This window comes from Streptomyces sp. NPDC055966, assembly GCF_042269865.1.
Taxonomy (GTDB): domain Bacteria; phylum Actinomycetota; class Actinomycetes; order Streptomycetales; family Streptomycetaceae; genus Streptomyces.
Genome location: NZ_JBHJYK010000027.1, coordinates 37657 through 58484 on the forward strand (window position 1 = coordinate 37657; position 20828 = coordinate 58484).

At 71.4% G+C, this 20828-nt stretch carries 17 protein-coding genes and 1 pseudogene; 13 read left to right on the top strand and 5 right to left on the bottom strand.

The genetic code is table 11. The annotated features are described in order from the left end of the window. The first annotated feature begins 323 nt into the window (after positions 1–323). A complete protein-coding gene (locus ACFC8N_RS40570) occupies positions 324–872 on the top strand; it encodes a DUF5994 family protein (protein WP_376294349.1) in 549 nt (182 codons plus the stop codon). Positions 873–1219: 347 nt separating this feature from the next. Here ACFC8N_RS40570 and ACFC8N_RS40575 read toward each other — a convergent pair whose 3' ends face one another. Together ACFC8N_RS40575 and ACFC8N_RS40580 are read right to left on the bottom strand one after the other, a co-directional pair. Continuing rightward, positions 1220–2461, bottom strand: coding sequence for a PP2C family protein-serine/threonine phosphatase (locus tag ACFC8N_RS40575; RefSeq protein ID WP_376294352.1), 1242 nt, complete (start codon positions 2459–2461; stop codon positions 1220–1222). A 463-nt stretch (positions 2462–2924) separates the two neighbouring features. After that, positions 2925–3722, bottom strand: a pseudogene (locus ACFC8N_RS40580) (SRPBCC family protein); the annotation flags it as partial. Between the two features lie 269 nt (positions 3723–3991). Here ACFC8N_RS40580 and ACFC8N_RS40585 point away from each other — a divergent pair. From ACFC8N_RS40585 to ACFC8N_RS40625, 9 genes are all read left to right on the top strand, one after another. Further along, positions 3992–4486, top strand: coding sequence for a hypothetical protein (locus ACFC8N_RS40585; RefSeq protein WP_376294354.1), 495 nt, complete (start codon positions 3992–3994; stop codon positions 4484–4486). A 13-nt stretch (positions 4487–4499) separates the two neighbouring features. Then, the gene (gene pcaC / locus ACFC8N_RS40590; protein WP_376294357.1) at positions 4500–5789 is read left to right on the top strand and encodes a 4-carboxymuconolactone decarboxylase; all 1290 of its coding nucleotides are present in this window, start codon (positions 4500–4502) and stop codon (positions 5787–5789) included. 46 nt (positions 5790–5835) lie between these two features. Continuing rightward, complete coding sequence (locus ACFC8N_RS40595) at positions 5836–6471, top strand: MBL fold metallo-hydrolase (protein WP_376294359.1); 636 nt, start codon at positions 5836–5838, stop codon at positions 6469–6471. 36 nt (positions 6472–6507) lie between these two features. Continuing rightward, positions 6508–7287, top strand: a complete 780-nt coding sequence (locus tag ACFC8N_RS40600; RefSeq protein ID WP_376294362.1) for an exodeoxyribonuclease III — start codon at positions 6508–6510, stop codon at positions 7285–7287. Positions 7288–7302: 15 nt separating this feature from the next. Then, positions 7303–7722 carry a DUF6278 family protein gene (locus ACFC8N_RS40605; protein ID WP_376294364.1) on the top strand — a complete coding sequence of 140 codons (420 nt, stop codon included), beginning with the start codon at positions 7303–7305 and terminating at the stop codon, positions 7720–7722. A gap of 170 nt (positions 7723–7892) precedes the next feature. Further along, positions 7893–8636 (top strand): amino acid ABC transporter ATP-binding protein, encoded by a 744-nt coding sequence (locus ACFC8N_RS40610; RefSeq protein ID WP_362820773.1) that lies wholly within the window; start codon positions 7893–7895, stop codon positions 8634–8636. A gap of 16 nt (positions 8637–8652) precedes the next feature. Continuing rightward, the gene (locus ACFC8N_RS40615) at positions 8653–9603 is read left to right on the top strand and encodes a glutamate ABC transporter substrate-binding protein (protein WP_376294367.1); all 951 of its coding nucleotides are present in this window, start codon (positions 8653–8655) and stop codon (positions 9601–9603) included. Then, positions 9600–10244, top strand: a complete 645-nt coding sequence (locus tag ACFC8N_RS40620) for an amino acid ABC transporter permease (protein ID WP_376294370.1) — start codon at positions 9600–9602, stop codon at positions 10242–10244. The genes ACFC8N_RS40615 and ACFC8N_RS40620 overlap by 4 nt, the downstream gene beginning before the upstream one ends. Beyond that, positions 10241–11119, top strand: a complete 879-nt coding sequence (locus ACFC8N_RS40625; RefSeq protein ID WP_376294372.1) for an amino acid ABC transporter permease — start codon at positions 10241–10243, stop codon at positions 11117–11119. The genes ACFC8N_RS40620 and ACFC8N_RS40625 overlap by 4 nt, the downstream gene beginning before the upstream one ends. Positions 11120–11168: 49 nt before the next feature. On the opposite strand, the gene ACFC8N_RS40630 is transcribed toward ACFC8N_RS40625, so the two are convergent. After that, the gene (locus ACFC8N_RS40630; RefSeq protein ID WP_376294375.1) at positions 11169–12755 is read right to left on the bottom strand and encodes an alpha/beta fold hydrolase; all 1587 of its coding nucleotides are present in this window, start codon (positions 12753–12755) and stop codon (positions 11169–11171) included. Between the two features lie 108 nt (positions 12756–12863). Continuing rightward, positions 12864–13607, bottom strand: coding sequence for a hypothetical protein (locus ACFC8N_RS40635; RefSeq protein WP_376294378.1), 744 nt, complete (start codon positions 13605–13607; stop codon positions 12864–12866). Between the two features lie 142 nt (positions 13608–13749). Between ACFC8N_RS40635 and ggt the strand changes: the two genes are divergently transcribed. Beyond that, positions 13750–15549, top strand: coding sequence for a gamma-glutamyltransferase (ggt, locus tag ACFC8N_RS40640; RefSeq protein ID WP_376294381.1), 1800 nt, complete (start codon positions 13750–13752; stop codon positions 15547–15549). A gap of 22 nt (positions 15550–15571) precedes the next feature. On the opposite strand, the gene ACFC8N_RS40645 is transcribed toward ggt, so the two are convergent. Further along, positions 15572–18109, bottom strand: coding sequence for an ATP-dependent Clp protease ATP-binding subunit (locus ACFC8N_RS40645; RefSeq protein WP_376294384.1), 2538 nt, complete (start codon positions 18107–18109; stop codon positions 15572–15574). Between the two features lie 616 nt (positions 18110–18725). Between ACFC8N_RS40645 and ACFC8N_RS40650 the strand changes: the two genes are divergently transcribed. Then, positions 18726–18977, top strand: coding sequence for a helix-turn-helix transcriptional regulator (locus ACFC8N_RS40650; RefSeq protein ID WP_356025348.1), 252 nt, complete (start codon positions 18726–18728; stop codon positions 18975–18977). A 116-nt stretch (positions 18978–19093) separates the two neighbouring features. Further along, positions 19094–20653, top strand: coding sequence for a hypothetical protein (locus tag ACFC8N_RS40655; RefSeq protein ID WP_376294387.1), 1560 nt, complete (start codon positions 19094–19096; stop codon positions 20651–20653). Positions 20654–20828 lie beyond the last annotated feature (175 nt).

The window sequence follows — 20828 nt, forward strand, 5'->3', positions numbered from 1 at the left end:
CTGTCGATACCGGCGGGGGCGCGCTGCGGGTGCCGGGGCATGACGTATGCCGGTTGCCGGACCGGTCTCACGCCCGACGGCCCGCATGCCCTGGCCCAGCACTCCTCGGCTGCCCTGGCCCGGCACTCCTCGGCTGTGTTACATGGGAGGTGTTCCTCGTGTTCCGTTCAGCCCATCGCTCTCCATCAGTCCGCCGGGCCTCGGCGAGGAGTATCCTGGTGATTACCGAGAGCATCTCGTACACCGGCTTCAACGCTGACGTCGTTCTCGGCGATTCACGACAACCGGGCCGGCCGTGACCGGCCCGGGGTTGGGTCCGCGCCATGACCGCGACCATTCCGTTCACACCCGCAGTCGAAGGCCGGGCTCCTTCTTCGTCACCGCTTCGACTCACCCTGGCGCGGGCCGGCGCCCCTCCGGCCCTGATCGACGGTGCCTGGTGGCCCCGTTCGCGCAACCTGACGGAGCAGCTCCCGGCGCTCGTCGAATGTCTCGACCCGCTGTGGGGGCGGATCACCCGGGTAGCGGTGAGCCGCACGTTCTGGCCGGTCATTCCAGGAGAAGTGCCCGCGCACGGCCACATGGTGCGCGTCGGCTGGTCCAACGCCGGGCAGGACCCGCACGAGTTGTTGCTGCTGTCCTACACCTTCGGCCGCTGGGACCTGCTGGTGATTCCACCGGAGACAGACCCGGCCACCGCGGCCCGGCTCATGGTCACGGCCACCGACCCGTCACGGAACCTCACGGCGAGCGGCCTGATGCATGAGGCCGAAAGCTTCCGGGCCATGGCAGAGGACGAGGCCGACTCGGACTCGATGCGGGAGGCGGTCTGGGAATCCGAAGGCGGGCATGACGCCCGCCGTCCGACGTGATTCAGCTGTTCACGCGCCACGACGATCGCACGGCGACCTTGCCCCCCTGACCATACCCGGCTGTGGCGGCTCCGGTCGTGGCACCGAACCGAGAAGTGCCACCCCGCACATCCGGCCGAGCCTGCACAACGGCTCAGGGGAAGGGGGCTCCTGCGTAGGACGCATGCCATGAGGAAACCGGTCGGCCCTGCGCCTGGAACGCAGGCTGCCGAACCGGCCGTTGGCCTCTCTGCACGAGAGCACGACCGTGCAGGAAGGCGCAGGAAGAGCCGCGAATCCAGTCCGTGTAGCGTCACCCGGCCGGTCTCCTGAACCGAGCCGCCATTTATGGTGGTTTGAGAGCCGCCTCACTCCAGGAGAGCGAGGTGGTCGGCGGCGTCCCCGCGCCATTCGATCAGGAAGAGGGTCGCGTCGTCGCTGGTACGGCCGCCCCGTTGCTGCTTCAGAGCGTGGGAGAGTGCGCGCACCACCGCGCGTACTCCCTTCTCTGTGTGTTCGATGCGGTTGACCCAGTGGATGAGTTGCTCCTCGCCGAACTGCTCTTCACCGGCTTCGTGCTCCTCGATCAGGCCGTCGGTGAAGCACAGCACCCGGTCGCCGTGTTGGAGCATCTGCTCGCAGATCTGGGGCTCTTCACCGCCGAAGCCGACCGGCAAGGTGGTCGGGCCTGTCAGTTGCCGCACGACCTGGTGGTTGCGGATCAACAGCGGTGCGGGGTGGCCCGCGTTGACCCACTGCAGGTGGCCCGTCGCGATGTTCAGGCGCATCATCTGCGCGGTGACGAAGTGCTCGGGCCCGAACTGCGCCGCGATGGCCCGGTCCATGAACGCATAGATCTCGGAGAGGCCGATGTCGGCACGTCTGGCGTGCCGGTAGGCCCCGACGGCGACGGTCGCCATCGTGGCGGCGTCCAGGCCATGGCCCATCGCATCGACGATGGCCAGGTGCAGGATGTCCTCGTTGAGGGCGTAGTCGAAGCTGTCGCCTGCGACGCTGTAGACGGGCTCCAGGATTCCGGCCACTGCTGCCTGTGGGACGGACATCGCCAGCGGCGGCAGCAGGGACCACTGGATCTCCGCTGCCACACTCATCGGTTCGCGGCGCCGGGCGAAGAAGAACTGGTCGGTGTAGCTGTGCTTGGTGACCAGCATGTAGGCGACCAGACTGGCGAGCCTGCGCAGCAGCCGACGGTCGTCGTCATCGACGGTGTCCAGGGTGAGGGCCATCACTCCCACCTGGCCGCTGCCGTCCAGCAGCGGTAGGTACATCCGGACGCCGTCGGGCTGCGGTACCTCGACAGTGGTCGCCTGCAGGAAGGCGGTGCCGGCGGGAGAGCCGCCGATCGGCTCGGGCTCGCCGACCATCAGCCGCCGACCCGGCAGCGGCACCAGCACCAGCTGGCCGTAGTCCTGCAGCAGGATCGACACGTCGCGACCACCGACCGTGGCCACCTCGTCCACGACCAGCGGGGCGATCAGCTGCGGCGGCATCTCGTGTGCCCGGTCCAGCAGCACCCCCAGCAGCCGCTCACCGAACCCTTCCGAACGGTCCGTCATGCTGTTGTCCGGTCGCCGCTCACCTTGTGCCATGGCCGCGCTCTCGTACCGGTGTCCTCGAAGTCTCGGTCATCATGTTCCTGCCGACCTCGTGCCGCGGATGCAGCGCCGCCCCGACACGCTCGGGGGCCGTCCGGCGGTCACAGCCGATCCGCTCGACCCTCTCACGTGATCTGTACACACGGGCTCCCGACACGACCGTGATCAGCCCCTCCAGAGTGACGCAGCCGACCAACCCAAAGTGCCCATTACGTCAAACGTGGCATGTCACATGTGATCAGGACGGATGGCTTTCAACCAGGTTGCCGCCGTGAGGCCGGTCAGCCTGAGCCACGGCACTCGATCAGCAGGAGCGTCGTGTCGTCCGTCGTGGTCCCGCCCCGCGCCCGTTGCAGCGTGTGGGAGAGGGAGCGAGCCACCGTCCGGATCTCCTGCGCCCCTGGGTTCAATGCGGTTCACCCGGCCGATGAGCTGTCCCTCCGCATCAGCGCTCGTTCCCGTCGTCTTCTTCGTCGTACTCCTCCTGGTCCTCGTCCTCCCCTGTTGCTTCCTCCTCTTCCAGTGCCTCCTCATGGCTGCGGACCACCTCGCCGTCGCGGATCTCTCCGCGCCAGCCCTCGACTTCCTCGTCGGCGAACGTGACGTAGCGCTGGAAGTTCTTGAAGTCCAGCCGCGAACGCCAGCCTTGGGCGCGCCACAGGTTGCCTGTCTTCTCGAAGAAGCCCGAGGGGTAGTGCTCGACGACGAGCACGATGCGCGTCAGGTCGGGCGTGAGTTCGTGGAAGCTGACACAGCCGTGAGTGGTGCCTGTCGCGCCCTCGGAGCTCCATACGATGCGCTCGTCCGGCACCTGCTCCTCAACTGGTGCCTTCCAGCCCCGAGCCGACGGACCGACCTTCATCTTCCAGGAGCTGGCGACCTCGTCGTTCTTGGACACACTGCGTACGCCCTTGGTGAGGCCGCCGGACTACTCGTACTGGGTCCAGTAGTTGTACGCCGTGCGCATCGGGACACCCACGTCGAGTACTTCGATGATGTTCACGACCTTGGTGCTGCCGGCCTTGCCGCCGCCCCCTCCGCCGAAAATGCCCTTGACCTTGCCCATCACGTTGTCCTTGAGCCCCTTGGCCTTCTGACCCACGAATGCCTTCAGCGGGGAGTCGCTCTGGAGCATCCGACCGCCGACGCCGGCGAGATGTCCTACCTGAGCACCGAGGTAGTCGACGAGTTGTTCGTGCAGCAGGTCCAGACACGAACTCTCTTCGTGGTCGGTGTCACGCACTTTGCCGGCCATGACCTACCTCCGCCGTGCGGTCGTCTTCTTGGCAGCGGTCTTCCGCGCCGGGGCCGTCTTCCTGGCCGGGGCCTTCTTCGCGGTCGCCATCATCGCCGAAGACTTCTTGGCAGCCTTCTTCGCCGCTGCCTTCCTGGCGGGGGGCCTGTGCGCTGCGGTCTTCTTCGCAGGGGCCGCCTTCCTTTTCCAGGAGCAGCCTTCTTGGCGGCCGCCTTACGGGGAGCGGGGGCGTCCGGGCGCTTCCTCGCCGCGGTTCCCGTCCGCCGACGGTGACGCTGTGGCGGTTCCTCCTCGGCCTCTTCCTCAGCTTCTTCCTCTTCGGGTTCCTCCTCCGGCTCTTCTTCCTCCGGTTCCTCCTTCCCCTCTGCCTCTTCCTCCTCGTAACGCCCCTCGCCTTCCTCCGGCTCCTCCTCGTACTCCTCTTCGTCCTCTTCCTCTTCGTCCTTTTCCTGGCCTATGCGTTGCGTCCGCTCGCGGAGCGAGTCGGCGAGGTCAGTGAGGCGCCGATCGGCAGGGTCGTCGGCAGTTCCGTCGTCTCAACCGTGGCGGCGATCGGCAGGCCAATGCCGCGCTGCATCGCATCGTGTTCACCCGCCTGCGGGTCGACCCGCGCACCCGGGACTACTACGAGCGCCGGATCAAGGAGGGCAAGACCCGTCGCGAAATCGTCCGATGCCTCAAACGCTACGCGGCCCGAGAGGTCTTCCACCTGGTCAGACAGCCACAGTCAGGACCCCGCTCATAGGGGCTGTCGTGACAGATGAGAGGCTCGGGCGGGTGAGCGAGACACCACCGAACACCCTGCAATACCGCTTTGACGGGCCAGAAGACGCTCCTGTCCTGATCCTGGGTCCCTCACTGGGTACCACATGGCACATGTGGGACCGGCAGGTGCCGGAACTGACCAAGCAGTGGCGGGTCTTCCGGTTCGACCTGCCCGGGCACGGCGGCGCCCCCGCTCACCCGGCGGGTTCCGTCGCCGAGCTGACCGGCCGGCTGCTGGCCACGCTGGACGCGGCCGGCGTGCAGCGGTTCGGGTACGCGGGCTGTGCACTGGGCGGCGCGATCGGGCTGGAGCTCGCGCTGCGCCACCCGGAGCGGCTCGCCTCGCTGGCGCTGGTCGCTGCCTCGCCCCGGTTCGGGACCGCCGACGAGTTCCGCCAGCGCGGCGTGATCGTCCGGACCAACGGGCTCGACCCGATCGCGCGTACCTCCCCGGACCGCTGGTTCACCGGCTCCTTCGCCGCCGCCCAGCCCGCGATCACCGAGTGGGCGGTGCAGATGGTCCGCACCACCGACCCCGGTTGCTACATCGCCGCCTGCGAGGCCCTGGCCGCCTTCGACGTCCGTGCCGAGCTGGGCCGGGCCGGCGCGCCGACCCTCGTGCTGGTCGGCTCCGACGACGGTGTCACCGGGCCCGCCGAGGCCCGCACCCTGGTCGCCGGCATCCGGGACGCCCGGCTCGCGGTCGTCCCCGGCGCCTCCCACCTGGTCCCCGTCGAACAGCCGGCCGCCCTCACCGACCTGCTGGTCCACCACTTCTCCACCGCCTGGCAGCAGCCGTACGACACCGGTCAGACGGCCCTGCCGAGCCTCGCCGCCCTGCCCGTCCCGGTCGCGCCGCCGCCGGTCGTGCCGGTCGCCGAGATCGCGCCGGCCCCCGTGCCGGCCGCGCTGCCCGCGCCGGCCGACCGGTACGAGACCGGGCTGAAGATCCGCCGCGAGGTGCTCGGCGACGCGCACGTGGACCGGGCGCTGGCCGCGGCCGACGCGTTCTCCGGGGACTTCCAGGACTTCCTCACCCGCGTCACCTGGGGCGAGGTCTGGGACCGGCCGGGCCTGGACCGCCGCACCCGCAGCTGCATCACGCTGACCGCGCTGGTCGCGGGCGGCCACCTGGAGGATCTCGCGTCCCACACCCGGGCGGCGCTGCGCAACGGCCTCACCCCGGACGAGATCAAGGAGGTGCTGCTGCACACGGCCGTGTACTGCGGGGTGCCGGCCGCGCACCGCGCCTTCCGGGTGGCCCAGGGGGTCATCGCGGAGGAGACCACGCCCGACGCGTGAGGAGTCGAGTGACCGCCGGGCCGCCGCAGGCGGCAGGATGGCGGGCATGAAGCTCACGAAGAAGTCCCATGCCTGCGTCCGCCTGGAGAAGGACGGGCGGACGCTCGTCATCGACCCCGGCGGCTTCAGCGAGGCGGACGCGGCCGTCGGCGCGGACGCCGTCCTGGTCACGCACGAGCACCCGGACCACTTCGACGAGGGCCGGCTGCGCGCCGCCCTGGAGGCGAACCCGGCCGCCGAGATCTGGACGCTGAGGTCCGTGGCGGAGCAGGTCGCGGCGGCCTTCCCGGGCCGGGTGCACACCGTCGGCCACGGCGACACGTTCACCGCGGCCGGCTTCGACGTGCAGGTCCACGGCGAACTGCACGCCGTGATCCACCCGGACATCCCGCGCATCACCAACGTGGGCTATCTGATCGACGACGGCAGGGTCTTCCATCCCGGCGACGCCCTCACCGTCCCCGACCGGGCGGTTCAGACGCTGATGCTTCCCGTGATGGCGCCCTGGAACAAGATCTCCGAGGTCATCGACTTCGTCCGCGAGGTGCGCCCGCAGCGCGCCTACGACGTCCACGACGCCCTGCTCACCGACCTCGCCCGGCCGATCTACGACCGCCAGATCGGCACCCTGGGCGGCACCGACCACCTGCGGCTGACCCCGGGAGCCTCGGCGGAGCTCTGAGGCCCGTTGTCAGAGCCTGCGGGTAGGTTGTGGGACATGCGCATCGCAACCTGGAACGTGAACTCGATCACCGCCCGCCTCCCGAGACTGCTGGCCTGGCTGGAGAGCAGCGGCACCGACGTGCTCTGCCTCCAGGAGGCCAAGGTCGCCGAGGAGCAGTTCCCGTTCGACCCGCTGCGCGAGCTGGGCTACGAGGCGGCGGTGCACGCCACCGGCCGGTGGAACGGCGTGGCGGTGCTCTCCCGCGTCGGAATGGAGGACGTGGTCAAGGGCCTGCCCGGCGACCCCGGGTACGACGGCGCGAGCGAGCCGCGCGCTCTCTCGGCGACGTGCGGCCCGGTCCGCGTCTGGTCGGTGTACGTGCCCAACGGCCGCGAGGTGGACCACCCGCACTACGCGTACAAGCTCCGGTGGTTCGAGGCCCTGAAGGCGGCCGTCGCCGGTGACGCGGGCGGCAGCCGCCCGTTCGCCGTCCTGGGTGACTACAACGTGGCGCCGACGGACGACGACGTCTACGACACGGCCGCCTTCGAGGGCCTCACCCACGTCACTCCCGCCGAGCGCGCCGCCCTCGCCGCGCTGCGCGAGACGGGCCTGGACGACGTCGTGCCCCGCCCGCTGAAGTACGACCACCCGTACACCTACTGGGACTACCGCCAGCTCTGCTTCCCGAAGAACCGCGGCATGCGCATCGATCTGGTGTACGGCAACGAACCCTTCGCCAAGGCGGTCAAGGACGCGTACGTCGACCGTGAGGAGCGCAAGGGCAAGGGCGCCTCCGATCACGCGCCGGTGGTGGTCGACCTCGACGTGTGATGCCAGGCTGGGGCCATGAACCTTCCGTTCCTGGGCCACCGGCACAAGAAGAACGGCGAGGCGGCGCTGCCGGCCGACCCCGAGTCGGTCGCCGCGCTGCTGTCCGAGTGCGAGCTGCTGCGCGCACAGGCGGATCGGGCGGGTGTCCGCCTCGACGACACCCCGGCCTCCCTGGAGGCCCTGGACCAGGTCGTCCCGCGCTGGCGCGACGACACCGAGACCCTGCCCGGGCTCGGCCATGACGCGGGGCTCTATCTGGGCACGGTCGTGGTGCGCACCGTGCCCGGCGCCCGCTGGCGGATCCGCCCCGGCGGGGAGCCCGTCGTCCTCCTGTCCTCCGGCCGGGAGATCGAGGTCGCGGACGCCGGTCAGGAGTGGGCGGCGAGCGGCGTCCCCGAGCTGTCCCAGCTGTACGCCGAGATCGCCGAGAGCTGAGCCGGTTCCTGTCGCCGGTCCCCGCCGTCGGCACTCGCCCCTCTCGTACCATCACCCCATCTGCGGCAAATACGGCTAATGCCCGAAAAGTGCGTGTCGTCCCTCGACTCCGCTGGCGTCTGGATAGGTTGCGGCAACCACGACACAGCTGAGAGTGAGTAGGGCTGCGGATGGCCGTCGATCCGTTGATCGAACTGCTGGGCGTCAACAAGTACTACGGGGAACTGCATGTCCTGCGGGACATCGACCTCACCGTCGGCAAGGGAGAGGTGGTCGTGGTCGTCGGCCCGTCCGGGTCGGGGAAGTCGACGCTGTGCAGGACGATCAACCGGCTGGAGACCGTCGAGTCCGGCACCATCACCCTCGACGGCGAGCCGCTGCCCCAGGAGGGAAAGGCGCTCGCCCGGATGCGCGCCGAGGTCGGCATGGTCTTCCAGTCCTTCAACCTCTTCGCCCACAAGACGGTCCTCCAGAACGTCTCCCTCGCCCAGGTCAAGGTCCGCAGGCGCACCAGGGACGACGCCGACCGGCGCTCGCGTGAACTCCTCGACCGGGTCGGCCTGCTCGCGCACGCCGTCAAGTACCCGGCGCAGCTCTCCGGCGGCCAGCAGCAGCGCGTGGCCATCGCCCGCGCCCTCGCCATGGACCCCAAGGCGATGCTCTTCGACGAGCCCACCTCCGCCCTCGACCCGGAGATGATCAACGAGGTGCTGGAGGTCATGCGGACGCTCGCCCGTGACGGCATGACCATGGTCGTCGTCACCCACGAGATGGGCTTCGCCCGCGCCTCCGCCAACCGGGTCGTCTTCATGGCCGACGGCCGCATCGTCGAGGACCGCACCCCGGAGGAGTTCTTCACCGCCCCGCGCAGCGAGCGCGCCAAGGACTTCCTCTCCAAGATCCTCAAGCACTGACCGGGGGAGTGCGACCATGATCCGTACCACCCGTGTGCCCCGCGCCCCGGGCGCCGCCCTCGGCGCTGTCCTGTGCGGCGCGCTCGCGCTGCTGGCCGCCGCCTGCGGCAAGGAGGGCAGCCCGCCGAGCAAGGGCCCGGCGGCCGACAGGCTCCCGCACTACCGGGTCGACCGGAGCTTCAGCCTGCCCGCCTCCGGCACCTGGAACCGGGCGAAGCGGCGCGGCTATTTCGTCGTCGGCGCCAAGGAGGACCAGCCCTACCTCGGCGAGAAGGACCCGGCGACCGGCACCTACTCCGGCTTCGACATCGAGATCGCCAGGATGATGTCCGCCTCCCTCGGCCTCGCGCCGCAGTCGGTGCACTTCAAGACCATCGCCTCCGCCAACCGCGAGACCGCCCTGCAGAACGGCCAGATCGACTACTACGTCGGCACGTACACCATCAACGCCAACCGCAAGAAGCTCGTCGGCTTCGCCGGGCCCTACTTCATGGCCGGCCAGTCCCTGCTGGTGCGCAAGGACGAGAACGCCATCCACGGCCCCGGCGACCTCGACGGCAGACGCGTCTGCTCGGCCGCCGGCTCCACGCCGTACCAGCGCATCCAGGCCGACTACCCGAGGGCCGTCCTGGTCGGCTACGACACCTACTCGGTCTGCGTCGACAACCTGCTCACCTATCAGGTCGACGCGGTCACCACCGACGACGCCATCCTCATCGGCTACACGGCCAAGGCCCCCGACGAACTCAAGGTCGTCGGCAAGCCGTTCTCGAAGGAGCCGTACGGCATCGGCGTCCCGCGCGGCGACGACGCCCTGCGCTTCGCCCTGAACGACGCCCTGGAGGCCCGGCAGAAGAACGGCGACTGGAAGAAGGCGTACGAGGCCACCCTCGGCCTGTCCGGCGTGCCCGCCCCCCACCCGCCCCCGATCGACCGCTACCCGGCGCCCGGTGCGAGGACGGCATGAACGTACTGACCGACAACTTCTCCCTCTACGGCAAGGGTTTCCTCGGCACCGTCGAACTCACCGTCTACGCCGGGCTGCTGGCGCTGGCGCTGGGCTTCCTGATGGCGTCCTTCCGGGTCGCCCCCGTCGCCTCCCTGCGCGTCTTCGGCACCGTGTGGGTCACCGTGCTGCGCAACACCCCGCTCACCCTGCTGTTCTTCGCGGTGGTGCTCGGCCTGCCCCGGTTCGGACTCGTGCTGCCCTTCCAGGTGTTCGCCGTCCTCGCCCTCGGCTGCTACACCTCGGCGTTCATCTGCGAGGCCCTGCGCTCCGGCATCAACACCGTGCCCAGGGGACAGGGCGAGGCGGCCCGCAGCCTCGGCATGACCTTCGGGCAGACCCTGAACCTGGTCGTGCTGCCCCAGGCGTTCCGCTCGGTGATCTCGCCGGTCGGCTCCACCCTCATCGCCCTCGCGAAGAACTCCGCCATCGCGGGCGCGTTCAGCGTCACCGAACTGCTCGGCACCTACAAGACCCTCAACGAACTGGGCTACAACATCGTCTGGACCTTCGTCTGGATCGCCCTCGGCTACCTGATCATCACGCTCGCCGTCAGCGCGCTTTTCCACGCGCTGGAGCGCACCTGGGGAGTCGCCCGATGACCGGCACCACCGCCCTCTACGACATCCCGGGCCCGCGCACCAGGCAGCGGCACCGCCTCTACGGCGTGCTGGCCGCCGCCGTGCTCCTCGGCCTGATCGCCTGGATCCTGTATCTGCTGTTCGACACCGGCCAGTTCACGTACACCAAGTGGATGCCCTTCGTGTACAAGGGCATCCAGGAACTGCTGCTGCGCGGCCTCGGCAACACCCTGAAGGCCTTCGTCATCGCGGCCGCACTCTCCCTGGTGCTCGGCGCGGTGCTCGCCGTCGGACGGCTGTCGGACCACCGGCCGGTGCGCCTCGTGGCCGCGGTCCTCGTGGAGTTCTTCCGCGCCATGCCCGTCCTGGTGATGATCTTCTTCATCTTCGTGGCGCTCAAGGCGCAGCCGCTGACCGCGCTCGTCGCCGGACTCACCCTCTACAACGGCTCGGTGCTCGCCGAGGTCCTGCGCTCGGGCGTGAACGCCGTCGAACGCGGCCAGCACGAGGCCGCGTTCGCGCTCGGCATGCGCAAGACGCAGGTCATGACGCACGTCCTCGTCCCGCAGGCCGTGCGCGCCATGCTGCCCGCCGTCATCAGCCAGTTGGTGGTCGCCCTGAAAGACACCTCGCTCGGCTACCTCATCACCTACGAGGAGTTCCTCCATGCCGGGAAACTGATCGCCTCCAACCTCGACTACGATTTGCCGTTCATCCCTGTGGTGATGGTGATCTCGCCGATCTACATCGGGATGTGCATGCTGCTCTCGTGGTGCGCCGTCCGGGTGTCCCGCCGTGAGCAGCGCAGCCCCAAGACCGAGGCGGTGGCTCTCGCCACACCGGGTCCTGGGGCGCTGCTGCCGGGCGGGGAGCCCCCCACGGTCCCGAAACCCTAGGAGGGGCGGCAGTTCACACGGGCCAGGCTCGTCCGGCGGCAGCCGGAGATCACTGCTCGCGCACGGGGACGGACACGTACGACGGGTCGTCCGAGGGCGAGGAGAAGGTCAGCTGCGCGCCGGACGGGTTGTGCTCGATGTACAGCGGGTCGACCGTGTCGACCACCAGCGCGAGGCGGTGCCCGGAGGGTACGTCGTAGGCCGTGGAGAACAGGTCCAGGTCGACGTCGAACGGCGTGCCGGGTGTCCGCCCGTGCCAGGTGTACGGCGCGTGCGTGACCAGCTTGCCGACGCCGAGCGGCCCCACGTCGTACAGGTAGGCGACGAGGGTGCCGCTCTCCGCCGTCGGGGTCAGCGTCGTGTGCAGGCTCGCCGTGCCCCGCACCTGTTGCGCGGTGCCGTGGCGCGGCGACTGCCACACGGCCGCCCAGCGGCGCGGCAGCAGCGGGATCGAGGCCATCGGCGGCAGCTGGGCGACCTGGTCCAGGATGCTGGAGAGGAAGACGATCCCGCCGTCGGCGCCCGAGTCGACGCCTGCGTGGATGGTGGTGGAGCCGGCGAGCGCGATCTTCTCGCGGGTCGCGCCGACCGACTTCCAGTCCGGGTAGCCCTCGTATTCCCCCGCGCTACGGGACTTCAGCCGGACCGGTTCCTCATGGTCGACGCCGGTGTCCGCGCCCTTGAGATAGTGGCCGAGCCAGCGCTCGGTGTCCGTCCAGACGTCGTTGGGCAGCCCGAACAGGCCGGTCAGCTCGGCGGTCGCGTGGTCGCCGGGGCGCAGCTCCAGCCGCTTGGGCACCTTCAGCTTCTCGTAGAAGGCGGTGTACTCGTTGGGGTTGAAGATGGTGTCGCCCCAGGCGTTGGCGAGCATCACGGCGGCGCCGTTGCGGTTCAGCTGGTCGAGGTAGGTCGCGGGAGAACGTTTCTTCGCCCATGCGATCATCTCCTGCTCCTTCGAGAGGTTCGAGGAGTACAGGTTCTGGAACATCGCGCGCAGTTCCGGGCTCTCGCGGCCGGTGAGCCGTCCCAGGCCGTCCAGCACGGCGAGCGCCTGCACGTGCTGGGTGCGGCCCGAGTAGATCGAGTCGACCAGGTCCGCCCAGCCGCTCAGCGCCGCCACCGCCCTGATCCGCCGGTCGTGCGCGGCGGCGAGCAGGCTGATCCCGGCGCCGTACGACACCCCCGCCATGCCGATGTGCCGCGGGTCGGCCGGGGTGTGGGCCAAGGCCCAGTCGATGACCTTGGAGGCGTCCGCCACGTCCGGCGGACCGGCCACTTCTATCTGCCCGCCGGACTGCCAGAACCCGCGCACGTTGTAGCTGAGGACGACGTAGCCGGCGTCGGCGAGCTTCTCGGCCTGCGCCAGGTACTCCACCTGCGGCAGGGACCAGCTCGTGGGCAGCACGACGAGCGGGTAGCGGTGCGTGGCGCTCGCGTCCGCGGGGGCGACGACGTTGGCCTTCAGCACGGTGCCGCCGTCGCCGGTGATGTCCACGAAGCGCACGGACGGGGCGGCGGCCGGGGCGGCCTGGGCGGCCGGGGCCAGCCCGACGACGCCTCCCGCGACGAGCGCCGCCGATACGGCCGTGGCGGCTGTGGTGCGCAGGGCGGTGCGGCCGTGTCCTGCGGATGCCATGGGTCACTCCTTCACTCGTGTCAGTGCAAAGTGACCCGACGGTAACCGTGCCCCTTTACCGTAAGTAACCCGTCGGTAAGTTACGTGCGGGTAAAGATTGTTGAAGGGCTAAGCGGCCGTGTCGGCGGAGGCCGTCGCGGGGGCGGGGGTGCGCGCCGCGCGGGTCACGTCCGCCACCAGTTCCACCACGTCCGGGCCGTACGCCTGCGAGTTGAGCACCTTCAGCAGCAGTACGAACGAACCGGTGCCGTACTTGCGGTGCAGCCGCTCGTGGTGGCGGGCGAGATAGCGGGTCGCGGCCTGGTTGGTGATCGCGCTCTGGCCGCAGAAGAGGAACACCGGCCGGGCCTGGCCGCTCGTGGTGACCCGGGCGAGCAGTACGTGCTCGGCGGTGCCGCGCGCCATCGGGTAGTGCTCGCCGCCGATCCGGAAGGCGCCCCGCTCCGGCCCCGGTTCCGGATCGGTGTTGACCGCGAGACCCGGCAGCATCGCCGACATGTGGGCGGCCGTGCGCCGGTTGGAGGCCGGCCCGCCGACACAGAACTCGGTGCGCTCGCCGAAGCCCTGCTGGACCGTGTCCTGCGTGACCACATGGGCGTTGGCTCCGCACTCCTTGATGAGCGCGGACAGTTCCAGCAGCGCGAACACGTCGAAGCGGTGCACCGCCGGTTCGGCGGCGGCCGGGTCGCGGTTGACGACGAGCAACGACTCCGCGTTCTCCGGCAGCCCGAAGAACGCCTGCTTGCGCCGGAGTTTGCGGCGCCACAGATACGTGCGGGCGAGCCAGCCCAGCGAGGCGGAGATGCCCGTGGCCACCAGGCCGAGGACGATGTTGCGCACGTCGTCGTTCATGGGCGCGCATGCTAGCGGTCCCGGGCAACGGCAACGTACCGGTGTTCGATCCGTGACGTTCGTGCGGCCGGTGGCCGAGGCGTACTGTCGGTACTGCGGCAATCTCGTTACGCTGCGCGGACTGTCCCGACGGGAGGCACGGATGGGTCGTCCTGGCACGCGGAAACTTGCGGTTGTGGCGGTCTCGGCCGCCCTGGTGTCGGTGGGGGCGGCCGCGCCGCCCGCCGCGACGAGCAGCACCCCCACCAAGGCCCCGGTGGCCGTCGGTTACGGCGGCGCCGTCGCGAGTGTCGACGCGGACGCCACCGCGGCCGGTATCGAGGTCCTGCGGCACGGCGGCAACGCGGTCGACGCGGCCGTCGCCACCGCGGCCGCGCTCGGCGTCACCGAGCCCTACTCCTCCGGCATCGGCGGAGGCGGCTACTTCGTCTACTACGACGCCAGGACCCGCAGCGTGCACACCATCGACGGCCGGGAGACGGCGCCGCTGAGCGCCGGCTCCGACCTGTTCGTGGAGAACGGCAAGCCGCTCTCCTTCGCCGACGCCGTCAGCAGCGGGCTGAGCGTCGGCACCCCGGGCACGCCCGCCACCTGGCAGACGGCGCTGGACGACTGGGGCACCGAACGGCTCGGCACGGTACTGAAGCCCGCCGAGCGGATCGCCCGCGACGGCTTCACCGTGGACGACACCTTCCGCTCGCAGACCGCGTCCAACGAGACCCGGTTCCGCTACTTCCCCGACACCGCGAAGCTGTTCCTGCCCGGCGGCCGGCTCCCCGCCGTCGGCTCCATCTTCAAGAACCCCGAACTCGCCCGCACCTACGAGGAGTTGGGCCGAAAAGGCATCGGCACGGTCTACCGCGGGGACATCGGCGACGACATCGTCAACACCGTCGAGCACCCGCCCGTGGACCCCGCCTCCGGCTGGACGGCGCGCCCCGGGAAGCTGGCCGAGAAGGACCTCGCCGTCTACCGGACCAGGCTCCAGGCCCCCACGAGGACGTCGTACCGCGGCCTGAACGTCTACTCCATCGCACCCTCCTCCTCCGGCGGCACCACGGTCGGCGAGGCGCTCAACATCCTGGAGAACACCGACCTTTCGAAGGCGAGCGAGGCGCAGTACCTGCACCACTTCATCGAGGCGAGCCGCATCGCCTTCGCCGACCGGGGGCGCTGGGTCGGCGACCCCGCGTTCGAGGACGTGCCGACCAGGCAACTGCTGTCGCAGCGGTACGCCGACTCGCGCGCCTGCCTGATCAAGGACGACGCCGTCCTGACCAGCCCGCTCGCCCCCGGCGACCCGCGCCATCCGAAGGCCTGCGGCACGGGCGGCACGGCGGCCCCGACGACGTACGAGGGCCAGAACACCACGCATCTGACGGTGGCCGACAAGTGGGGCGACGTCGTCTCCTACACGCTCACCATCGAGCAGACCGGCGGCAGCGCCATCACCGTGCCCGGCCGGGGCTTCCTGCTCAACAACGAGCTGACGGACTTCTCCTTCACGCCGGCCGACCCGGCCGTGCACGACCCGAACCTGCCCGGTCCGGGCAAGCGGCCGCGCTCGTCGATCGCGCCGACGATCGTCCTGGACCGCCACAACCTGCCGGTGGTGGCGCTCGGTTCGCCCGGCGGAGCCACCATCGTCACGACCGTGCTCCAGACCCTGACCGAGTTCCTCGACCGGCACCTCCCGCTGGTCGACGCCATCGCCGCCCCCCGCGCCAGCCAGCGCAACGCGGCCCGGACCGAACTCGAACCGGCCCTCTACGACAGCGACCTGAAGAAGCAGCTGGAGGCCATCGGCCACTCCTTCTCCCTCAACCCCGAGATCGGCGCGGCCACCGGCGTCCAGCGCCTGCCCGGCGGCGAGTGGCTGGCCGCCGCCGAGAAGGTACGCCGCGGCGGCGGCTCGGCGATGGTGGTGGACCCGGCGCGGTGAGCGCGGCCGCCACAGGCCGCTGCTACGGCTCCGGCGGCGGAGGCTGGGAGCGGGCGGAGCGGAAGTCCAGGTGGCCGTCCGTCACGTCCACCGTCACCCGGCTGCCCTCGGAGATCGTGCCGTCCAGCAGGAGGCGGGACAGCTGGTTGTCCACCTCCCGCTGGATGGTGCGGCGCAGCGGGCGGGCGCCGTACTCGGGCTGGTAGCCGCGCTCGGCGAGCCAGTCCACCGCCGGGTCCGTGAAGTGGACCGTGACGCCCTGGCCCTCCAGCAGCCGACGGGTCCCGTCCAGCAACAGCTCGGTGATCTGCCGCAGTTGGGCGCCGGTGAGCTGCCGGAAGACCACGATCTCGTCGATGCGGTTGAGGAACTCCGGCCGGAAGTGCTCGCGCAGCGGCCGCAGGATCTGCTCGCGCCGCGCCTCCTCGTCCGCGTCCGCACCGCCCGGCCCGAACCCGATCCCGGCGCCGCGCCGGGTGATCGCCTCGGAGCCGAGGTTGCTGGTCATCACGATGACCGTGTTGGTGAAGTCCACCGTCCGGCCCTGGGAGTCGGTCAGCCGGCCGTCGTCCAGGACCTGGAGCAGGATGTTGAAGACGTCCGGGTGCGCCTTCTCCACCTCGTCGAGCAGGAGCAGCGAGTACGGGTGCCGGCGCACCACCTCGGTGAGCTGCCCGGCCTCCTCGTGGCCGACGTACCCGGGCGGGGCGCCGACCAGCCGGGAGACGGTGTGCCGCTCCTGGTACTCGCTCATGTCCAGGCGGACCATCCGTTCCTCGCTGCCGAACAGCGCCTCGGCGAGGGCCCGGGCCAGTTCGGTCTTGCCGACGCCGGTCGGGCCGAGGAACAGGAAGCTGCCGATCGGCCGGTTCGGGCTCGCGAGGCCCGCGCGGGAGCGCAGCACGGCCTCCGAGACCACGGCGACGGCCTCCTCCTGGCCGACGACCCGCTGGTGCAGATGCCGCTCCAGGTCGAGCAGCCGTTCCTTCTCCTCCTGGGTGAGCCGGGCGACCGGGACCCCGGTCTGCCGGGACACCACCTCGGCGACGGCCTCCGCCGTCACCTCCAGATCCAGCCCCTCGTCGGCCTTGTCGCCGCCGCTGACCTGCTCGATCCGCTGCTTCAGCTCGCCGATCCGGTCCCGCAGCTGCTTGGCCGCGTCGTAGTCCTCGGCCGCGACCGCCTGGTCCTTGTCCAGGACCAGCTGATCCACCTCGCGCTCCATCGCGCGCACGTCCGTGCCCTTGGTCCGGGCGCCGAGCCGTACCCGGGCGCCCGCCTGGTCGATCAGGTCGATCGCCTTGTCCGGCAGCCGCCGGTCGGTGAGATAGCGGTCCGAGAGCTGGACGGCGGCGACCAGCGCCTCGTCGGTGTAGCGGACCTGGTGGTGGGCCTCGTACCGGTCGCGCAGCCCGCGCAGGATCTCGATGGTGTCCGGGACCGTCGGCTCCGGCACCAGGATCGGCTGGAACCGGCGGGCCAGCGCCGCGTCCTTCTCGATCCGGCGGAACTCCTCCAGTGTGGTCGCGCCGACGATGTGCAGTTCGCCGCGGGCGAGCGCCGGCTTCAGGATGTTCCCGGCGTCCATCGCGCCGCCCTCGCCGCCCGAGCCCGCGCCGACGACGGTGTGCAGCTCGTCGATGAACACGACCAGCCGGTCGGAGTGGGCGCGGATCTCCTCGACGATGGTGTTGAGCCGCTCCTCGAAGTCGCCCCGGTAGCGGGTGCCGGCGACGACCCCGGTGAGGTCCAGCGCGACGACCCTGCGCCCGGCCAGCCCGTCCGGTACGTCCCCGTCGCCGATGCGCTGCGCGAGCCCCTCCACGACGGCCGTCTTGCCGACCCCGGCGTCGCCGATCAGGACCGGGTTGTTCTTGCCGCGTCGCGACAGCACCTCGATGGTCTGCTCGATCTCGGTGTCCCGGCCGATCACCGGGTCGATCCGGCCCTGCCGGGCCAGTTCGGTCAGATCACGGCCGTACTTGTCCAGCGTGGGCGTGCCGGTGGGCCGTTGCCGCTCCGGGCGGGGCTGTGTGCTCTCCGGCGCCTCGGGCGGCAGCCCGCCCGCCGAGAACCGGGCCGCGTTCAGGATGTGCCCGGCGGCCGAGTCCGGGTTCGCGGCCAGCGCGCTGAGCACGTGCTCCGGGCCGATGTACCCGGCGCCGCTCGACCGCGCCAGGTCGTGCGCGTCCAGCAGGGCGCGCTTGACGGCGGGGGTGAGCGACAGCGAGGTGGGCGGCGGTGCCTCGCCGGGCGGGTGCTGGACCGGGCCCGCCCGGTCGTCGATCTCCGTGGCGAGCGAGTCCGGGTCCGCGCCGGCCCGGCTCAGCAGGCTCCGGGTGGGCTCGGCCGACACCGCCGCGCGCAGCAGATGCTGGGTGTCCAGGTCCCGGCTGCCGTGCTCGGCGGCGTACTGGGCGGCTCCTCTGACCAGCTCCCGGGCCGGCTGGCTGAGCAGCCGGCCGATGTCGATGTGGCGGGGACCGGGGGCTGCGCCGGATCCGCCGAAGAAGCGGGCCAGGAAATCGCCGAAGGGGTCGGGAGGGTAGCCGTTGGTCATGGCGTTCCGTTCCTCGCTGGCTGTTCATGCCCACGATGACACGATCCGTGGGGGCGGGCATGTTCGCCTGCGGGGGAGCGGGCGCCGGGCGGCTGCGGGCGCGCCGCGGCCGTGCGCGTGGCTCCCGCGCCGTCCGCGCCACCAGCGCCCGGGGGCCCGCTGCCCACGCCGTGGCCGCAGAGGCCCTGAGGGATGCCGTAGCCGGCGCCGCGGCAGACCCGGGGTGTCGTCTAGATCATGCCGACCCGAGCGGGGTCTGGCACGCGCTCCCCCGGAGGGGGGACCCCAGCGGCGTTGTCGTCGGTCGCCGACTCCCCCCGGCTCGGCTTCGCGCGCGGGAGGGACCCCGCGACGCCAGGGCCCGCTCGGCGGTGCCGGTCAGCCGCACGTCCGCCGGACGCGGCCGGTCCACCGTGATGCTGAGCGCCGAATCGGCGGCCCAGCCGTCCAGGACGGCGCCGCAGCCCGTCGCGCGGGCGGTGGCCCGAGGAACGGCGAGGTCGCACCGGCTGCGTGCATCGTCTCGATCGGCGCGTCCGGCTTCGACGCCCTCGCGCCGATTGGTATACCGGTATTTAAATGGGGCGCACCGGGTGGCCGGTATTAGAATGGCGGCATGGTGCGCACCCCCCTCACCCCCGAAGAGCGTGAACGCGGCGAGCGGCTCGGGCGGTTGCTGCGCGAGGCGCGCGGCGGCCGGAGTATGACCGAGATCGCCGCGGCTGCGGGCGTCTCGGCCGAGACGCTCCGCAAGATCGAGACGGGCCGGGCGCCGACACCGGCGTTCTTCACCGTGGCCGCGCTGGCCGCGGCCCTCGGACTGTCGATGGACGAACTGGTCACCCGCTGCGCACTCGTCGCCGTGTGAGCCGGTGTCCGGGGTGAGGGGTCCGCGCGCTGCCGGAAAACCGTGCGTAGCAGAGCCGTAACACGACTGGTGTTGCCTGGTGGCCGTAGTGCCGGTGGTGGGGCGGGAGCTGGGCGATGGCGGTGGATCAACTCCCCGGTCCGGTGCGGGAGTTCGCGGGCTGTCTGGACGGCCTGCTGGCCCGCCTGGACCAGGGGGAGGGCTGGAGCGGCGTTTTCTGGCAGCGGGACCCCGAGGGCATGCGGGCCTGCCTTCAGGGGCGCGAGGTGCCGCCGTGGGACGTCGTCGAGGCGCTGCTGGACGACCTCGCGACGGTGTACGGCACGCGCGCGGCGGACGCCGAGCGGACCCGCGCCAGGGGCCTGTACCGGGCGGCTCTCACCTCGTACGACGCCCGCCCCGGGGCACGCGCGGCCCTGGCCGACCGGCTCGACGTCATGCTCCGCGAACAGCGCTACGCGGCCGAACGCCAGGCAGAGCTGACCCGTCTGCTCACCGCGGGGGCCCCGGGCGCCTCGGGTGCCGGCCTCGACTCCCTCCGCCTCGACCTCGCCTGGGCCCACGACGACCACGCCCGCGCCTCCGCGAGGTGCGAGGAACTCCGCGGCCGCCTGGCGGAGTTGGACCGACAGGCGGCGGGCCACTGGACAGGGCCCGTGCGGGAACGGCCGGCTCCGGGACCGGGCCCGTCGGCCGACGGGCCCGGTCTGGAGGGGGAGTCGGCGAGGGCTGGTGGCCGGGCCGACCCGCGGGTGCGTGGTGGTGCCGGTTCGGTGGAGGCGCCGGCGGCCGCCACTCCGTTTCCCCCCGCCTCCCCGGCCGTCGTGACCCCGGAACCGGACCCCGTCGTCCCGCCACCGCCCGCCCGGCATGCCCCGCCCTCCGCCCCGCCCGCCCCGGGGCCACCCCCCGATTCGGGGTCACTTCCCGCGCCGGTCGCCACTGCCCGGAAACGCCGGCGCGGCAGTGCCCGGTTCGCCGGGATGGCCGAGGACGTGGCCGCCCCCGTCCCCGTACCGCAGGCGCCCGTACCGGCGGCCCGGGTGCCGCGGGCGGCCGCGTCCGACCGGCCTCGCGGGGCCCGGTTCGCCGGGGCGGCGGAGCAGCCCGTCGAGGCGGAGACGGTGCGCGTCGAGCACGTCGACGCCGGGGCGGACGCGGCGGTCGCCGAAGCCGTCGGGCGGCTGGCGCGGCTGCGGGCAGCGGGGCGCAGCGGCGAGGCGCATGTGCTGCTGGCCGAGGTCGCGCAGTGGCCCCCGGCCCGCTACCCCGTGCTCGCCGATGCCCTGCACCGGGCCGGGCTCGGGGCCGACTGGGCGACGTTGCTGTGGGAGGCCGCCTCGCTGCCCGTGGAACGGCTGGTCGGCGTCGCCGACGCGCTCGCCGCCGCAGGGCGGGACGGCGACGGGCGGCAGTTGCTGCGGCAGGGCGTGGCCCGGCCGGCCGAGCAGGTCGGGACCGCCGTGCTGCGGCTGGCGGACGACGGGCGGGAGCGCGAGGCGCGGGCCCTGCTGGACGCCTGTGTCCGCGCGCGGACGGCGGAGGCAGCCGCCCGGACCGTCGCCCCCGAGCCGCGGCGTCTCGTGCCGCTGCTGCTCGACGCCGCCCGCGGCGTCTCCGAGGAGCGGCACTGGGACCTCGTGCACGCCCTGCGTGTCGCCGGGTACGGTGCGTGAGAGGGGCCGGGACGACCTCGTACCGGTCTGCCCCGTTTCACCCCGTCGCGCGGATCGTCCGCTCGCCCATCGGCGTGTGAAACGTGATCGACCCCGCCTGTTGACGACGATGGTCTTGGCAAGGGCCTCCAGGAGGCTTACTTTCGTCCCTCTACGGCCTGCTCCACGGGTGTAG

Excerpts from the sequence above, each read along its gene's own strand:
- ACFC8N_RS40570 (WP_376294349.1), top strand. The coding sequence starts at position 324 with ATGACCGCGACCATTCCGTTCACACCCGCAGTCGAAGGCCGGGCTCCT.
- ACFC8N_RS40575 (WP_376294352.1), bottom strand. The coding sequence starts at position 2,461 with ATGGCACAAGGTGAGCGGCGACCGGACAACAGCATGACGGACCGTTCG.
- ACFC8N_RS40595 (WP_376294359.1), top strand. The coding sequence starts at position 5,836 with ATGAAGCTCACGAAGAAGTCCCATGCCTGCGTCCGCCTGGAGAAGGAC.
- ACFC8N_RS40600 (WP_376294362.1), top strand. The coding sequence starts at position 6,508 with ATGCGCATCGCAACCTGGAACGTGAACTCGATCACCGCCCGCCTCCCG.
- ACFC8N_RS40605 (WP_376294364.1), top strand. The coding sequence starts at position 7,303 with ATGAACCTTCCGTTCCTGGGCCACCGGCACAAGAAGAACGGCGAGGCG.
- ACFC8N_RS40610 (WP_362820773.1), top strand. The coding sequence starts at position 7,893 with ATGGCCGTCGATCCGTTGATCGAACTGCTGGGCGTCAACAAGTACTAC.
- ACFC8N_RS40615 (WP_376294367.1), top strand. The coding sequence starts at position 8,653 with ATGATCCGTACCACCCGTGTGCCCCGCGCCCCGGGCGCCGCCCTCGGC.
- ACFC8N_RS40620 (WP_376294370.1), top strand. The coding sequence starts at position 9,600 with ATGAACGTACTGACCGACAACTTCTCCCTCTACGGCAAGGGTTTCCTC.
- ACFC8N_RS40625 (WP_376294372.1), top strand. The coding sequence starts at position 10,241 with ATGACCGGCACCACCGCCCTCTACGACATCCCGGGCCCGCGCACCAGG.
- ACFC8N_RS40630 (WP_376294375.1), bottom strand. The coding sequence starts at position 12,755 with ATGGCATCCGCAGGACACGGCCGCACCGCCCTGCGCACCACAGCCGCC.
- ACFC8N_RS40635 (WP_376294378.1), bottom strand. The coding sequence starts at position 13,607 with ATGAACGACGACGTGCGCAACATCGTCCTCGGCCTGGTGGCCACGGGC.
- ggt (WP_376294381.1), top strand. The coding sequence starts at position 13,750 with ATGGGTCGTCCTGGCACGCGGAAACTTGCGGTTGTGGCGGTCTCGGCC.
- ACFC8N_RS40645 (WP_376294384.1), bottom strand. The coding sequence starts at position 18,109 with ATGACCAACGGCTACCCTCCCGACCCCTTCGGCGATTTCCTGGCCCGC.
- ACFC8N_RS40650 (WP_356025348.1), top strand. The coding sequence starts at position 18,726 with ATGGTGCGCACCCCCCTCACCCCCGAAGAGCGTGAACGCGGCGAGCGG.
- ACFC8N_RS40655 (WP_376294387.1), top strand. The coding sequence starts at position 19,094 with ATGGCGGTGGATCAACTCCCCGGTCCGGTGCGGGAGTTCGCGGGCTGT.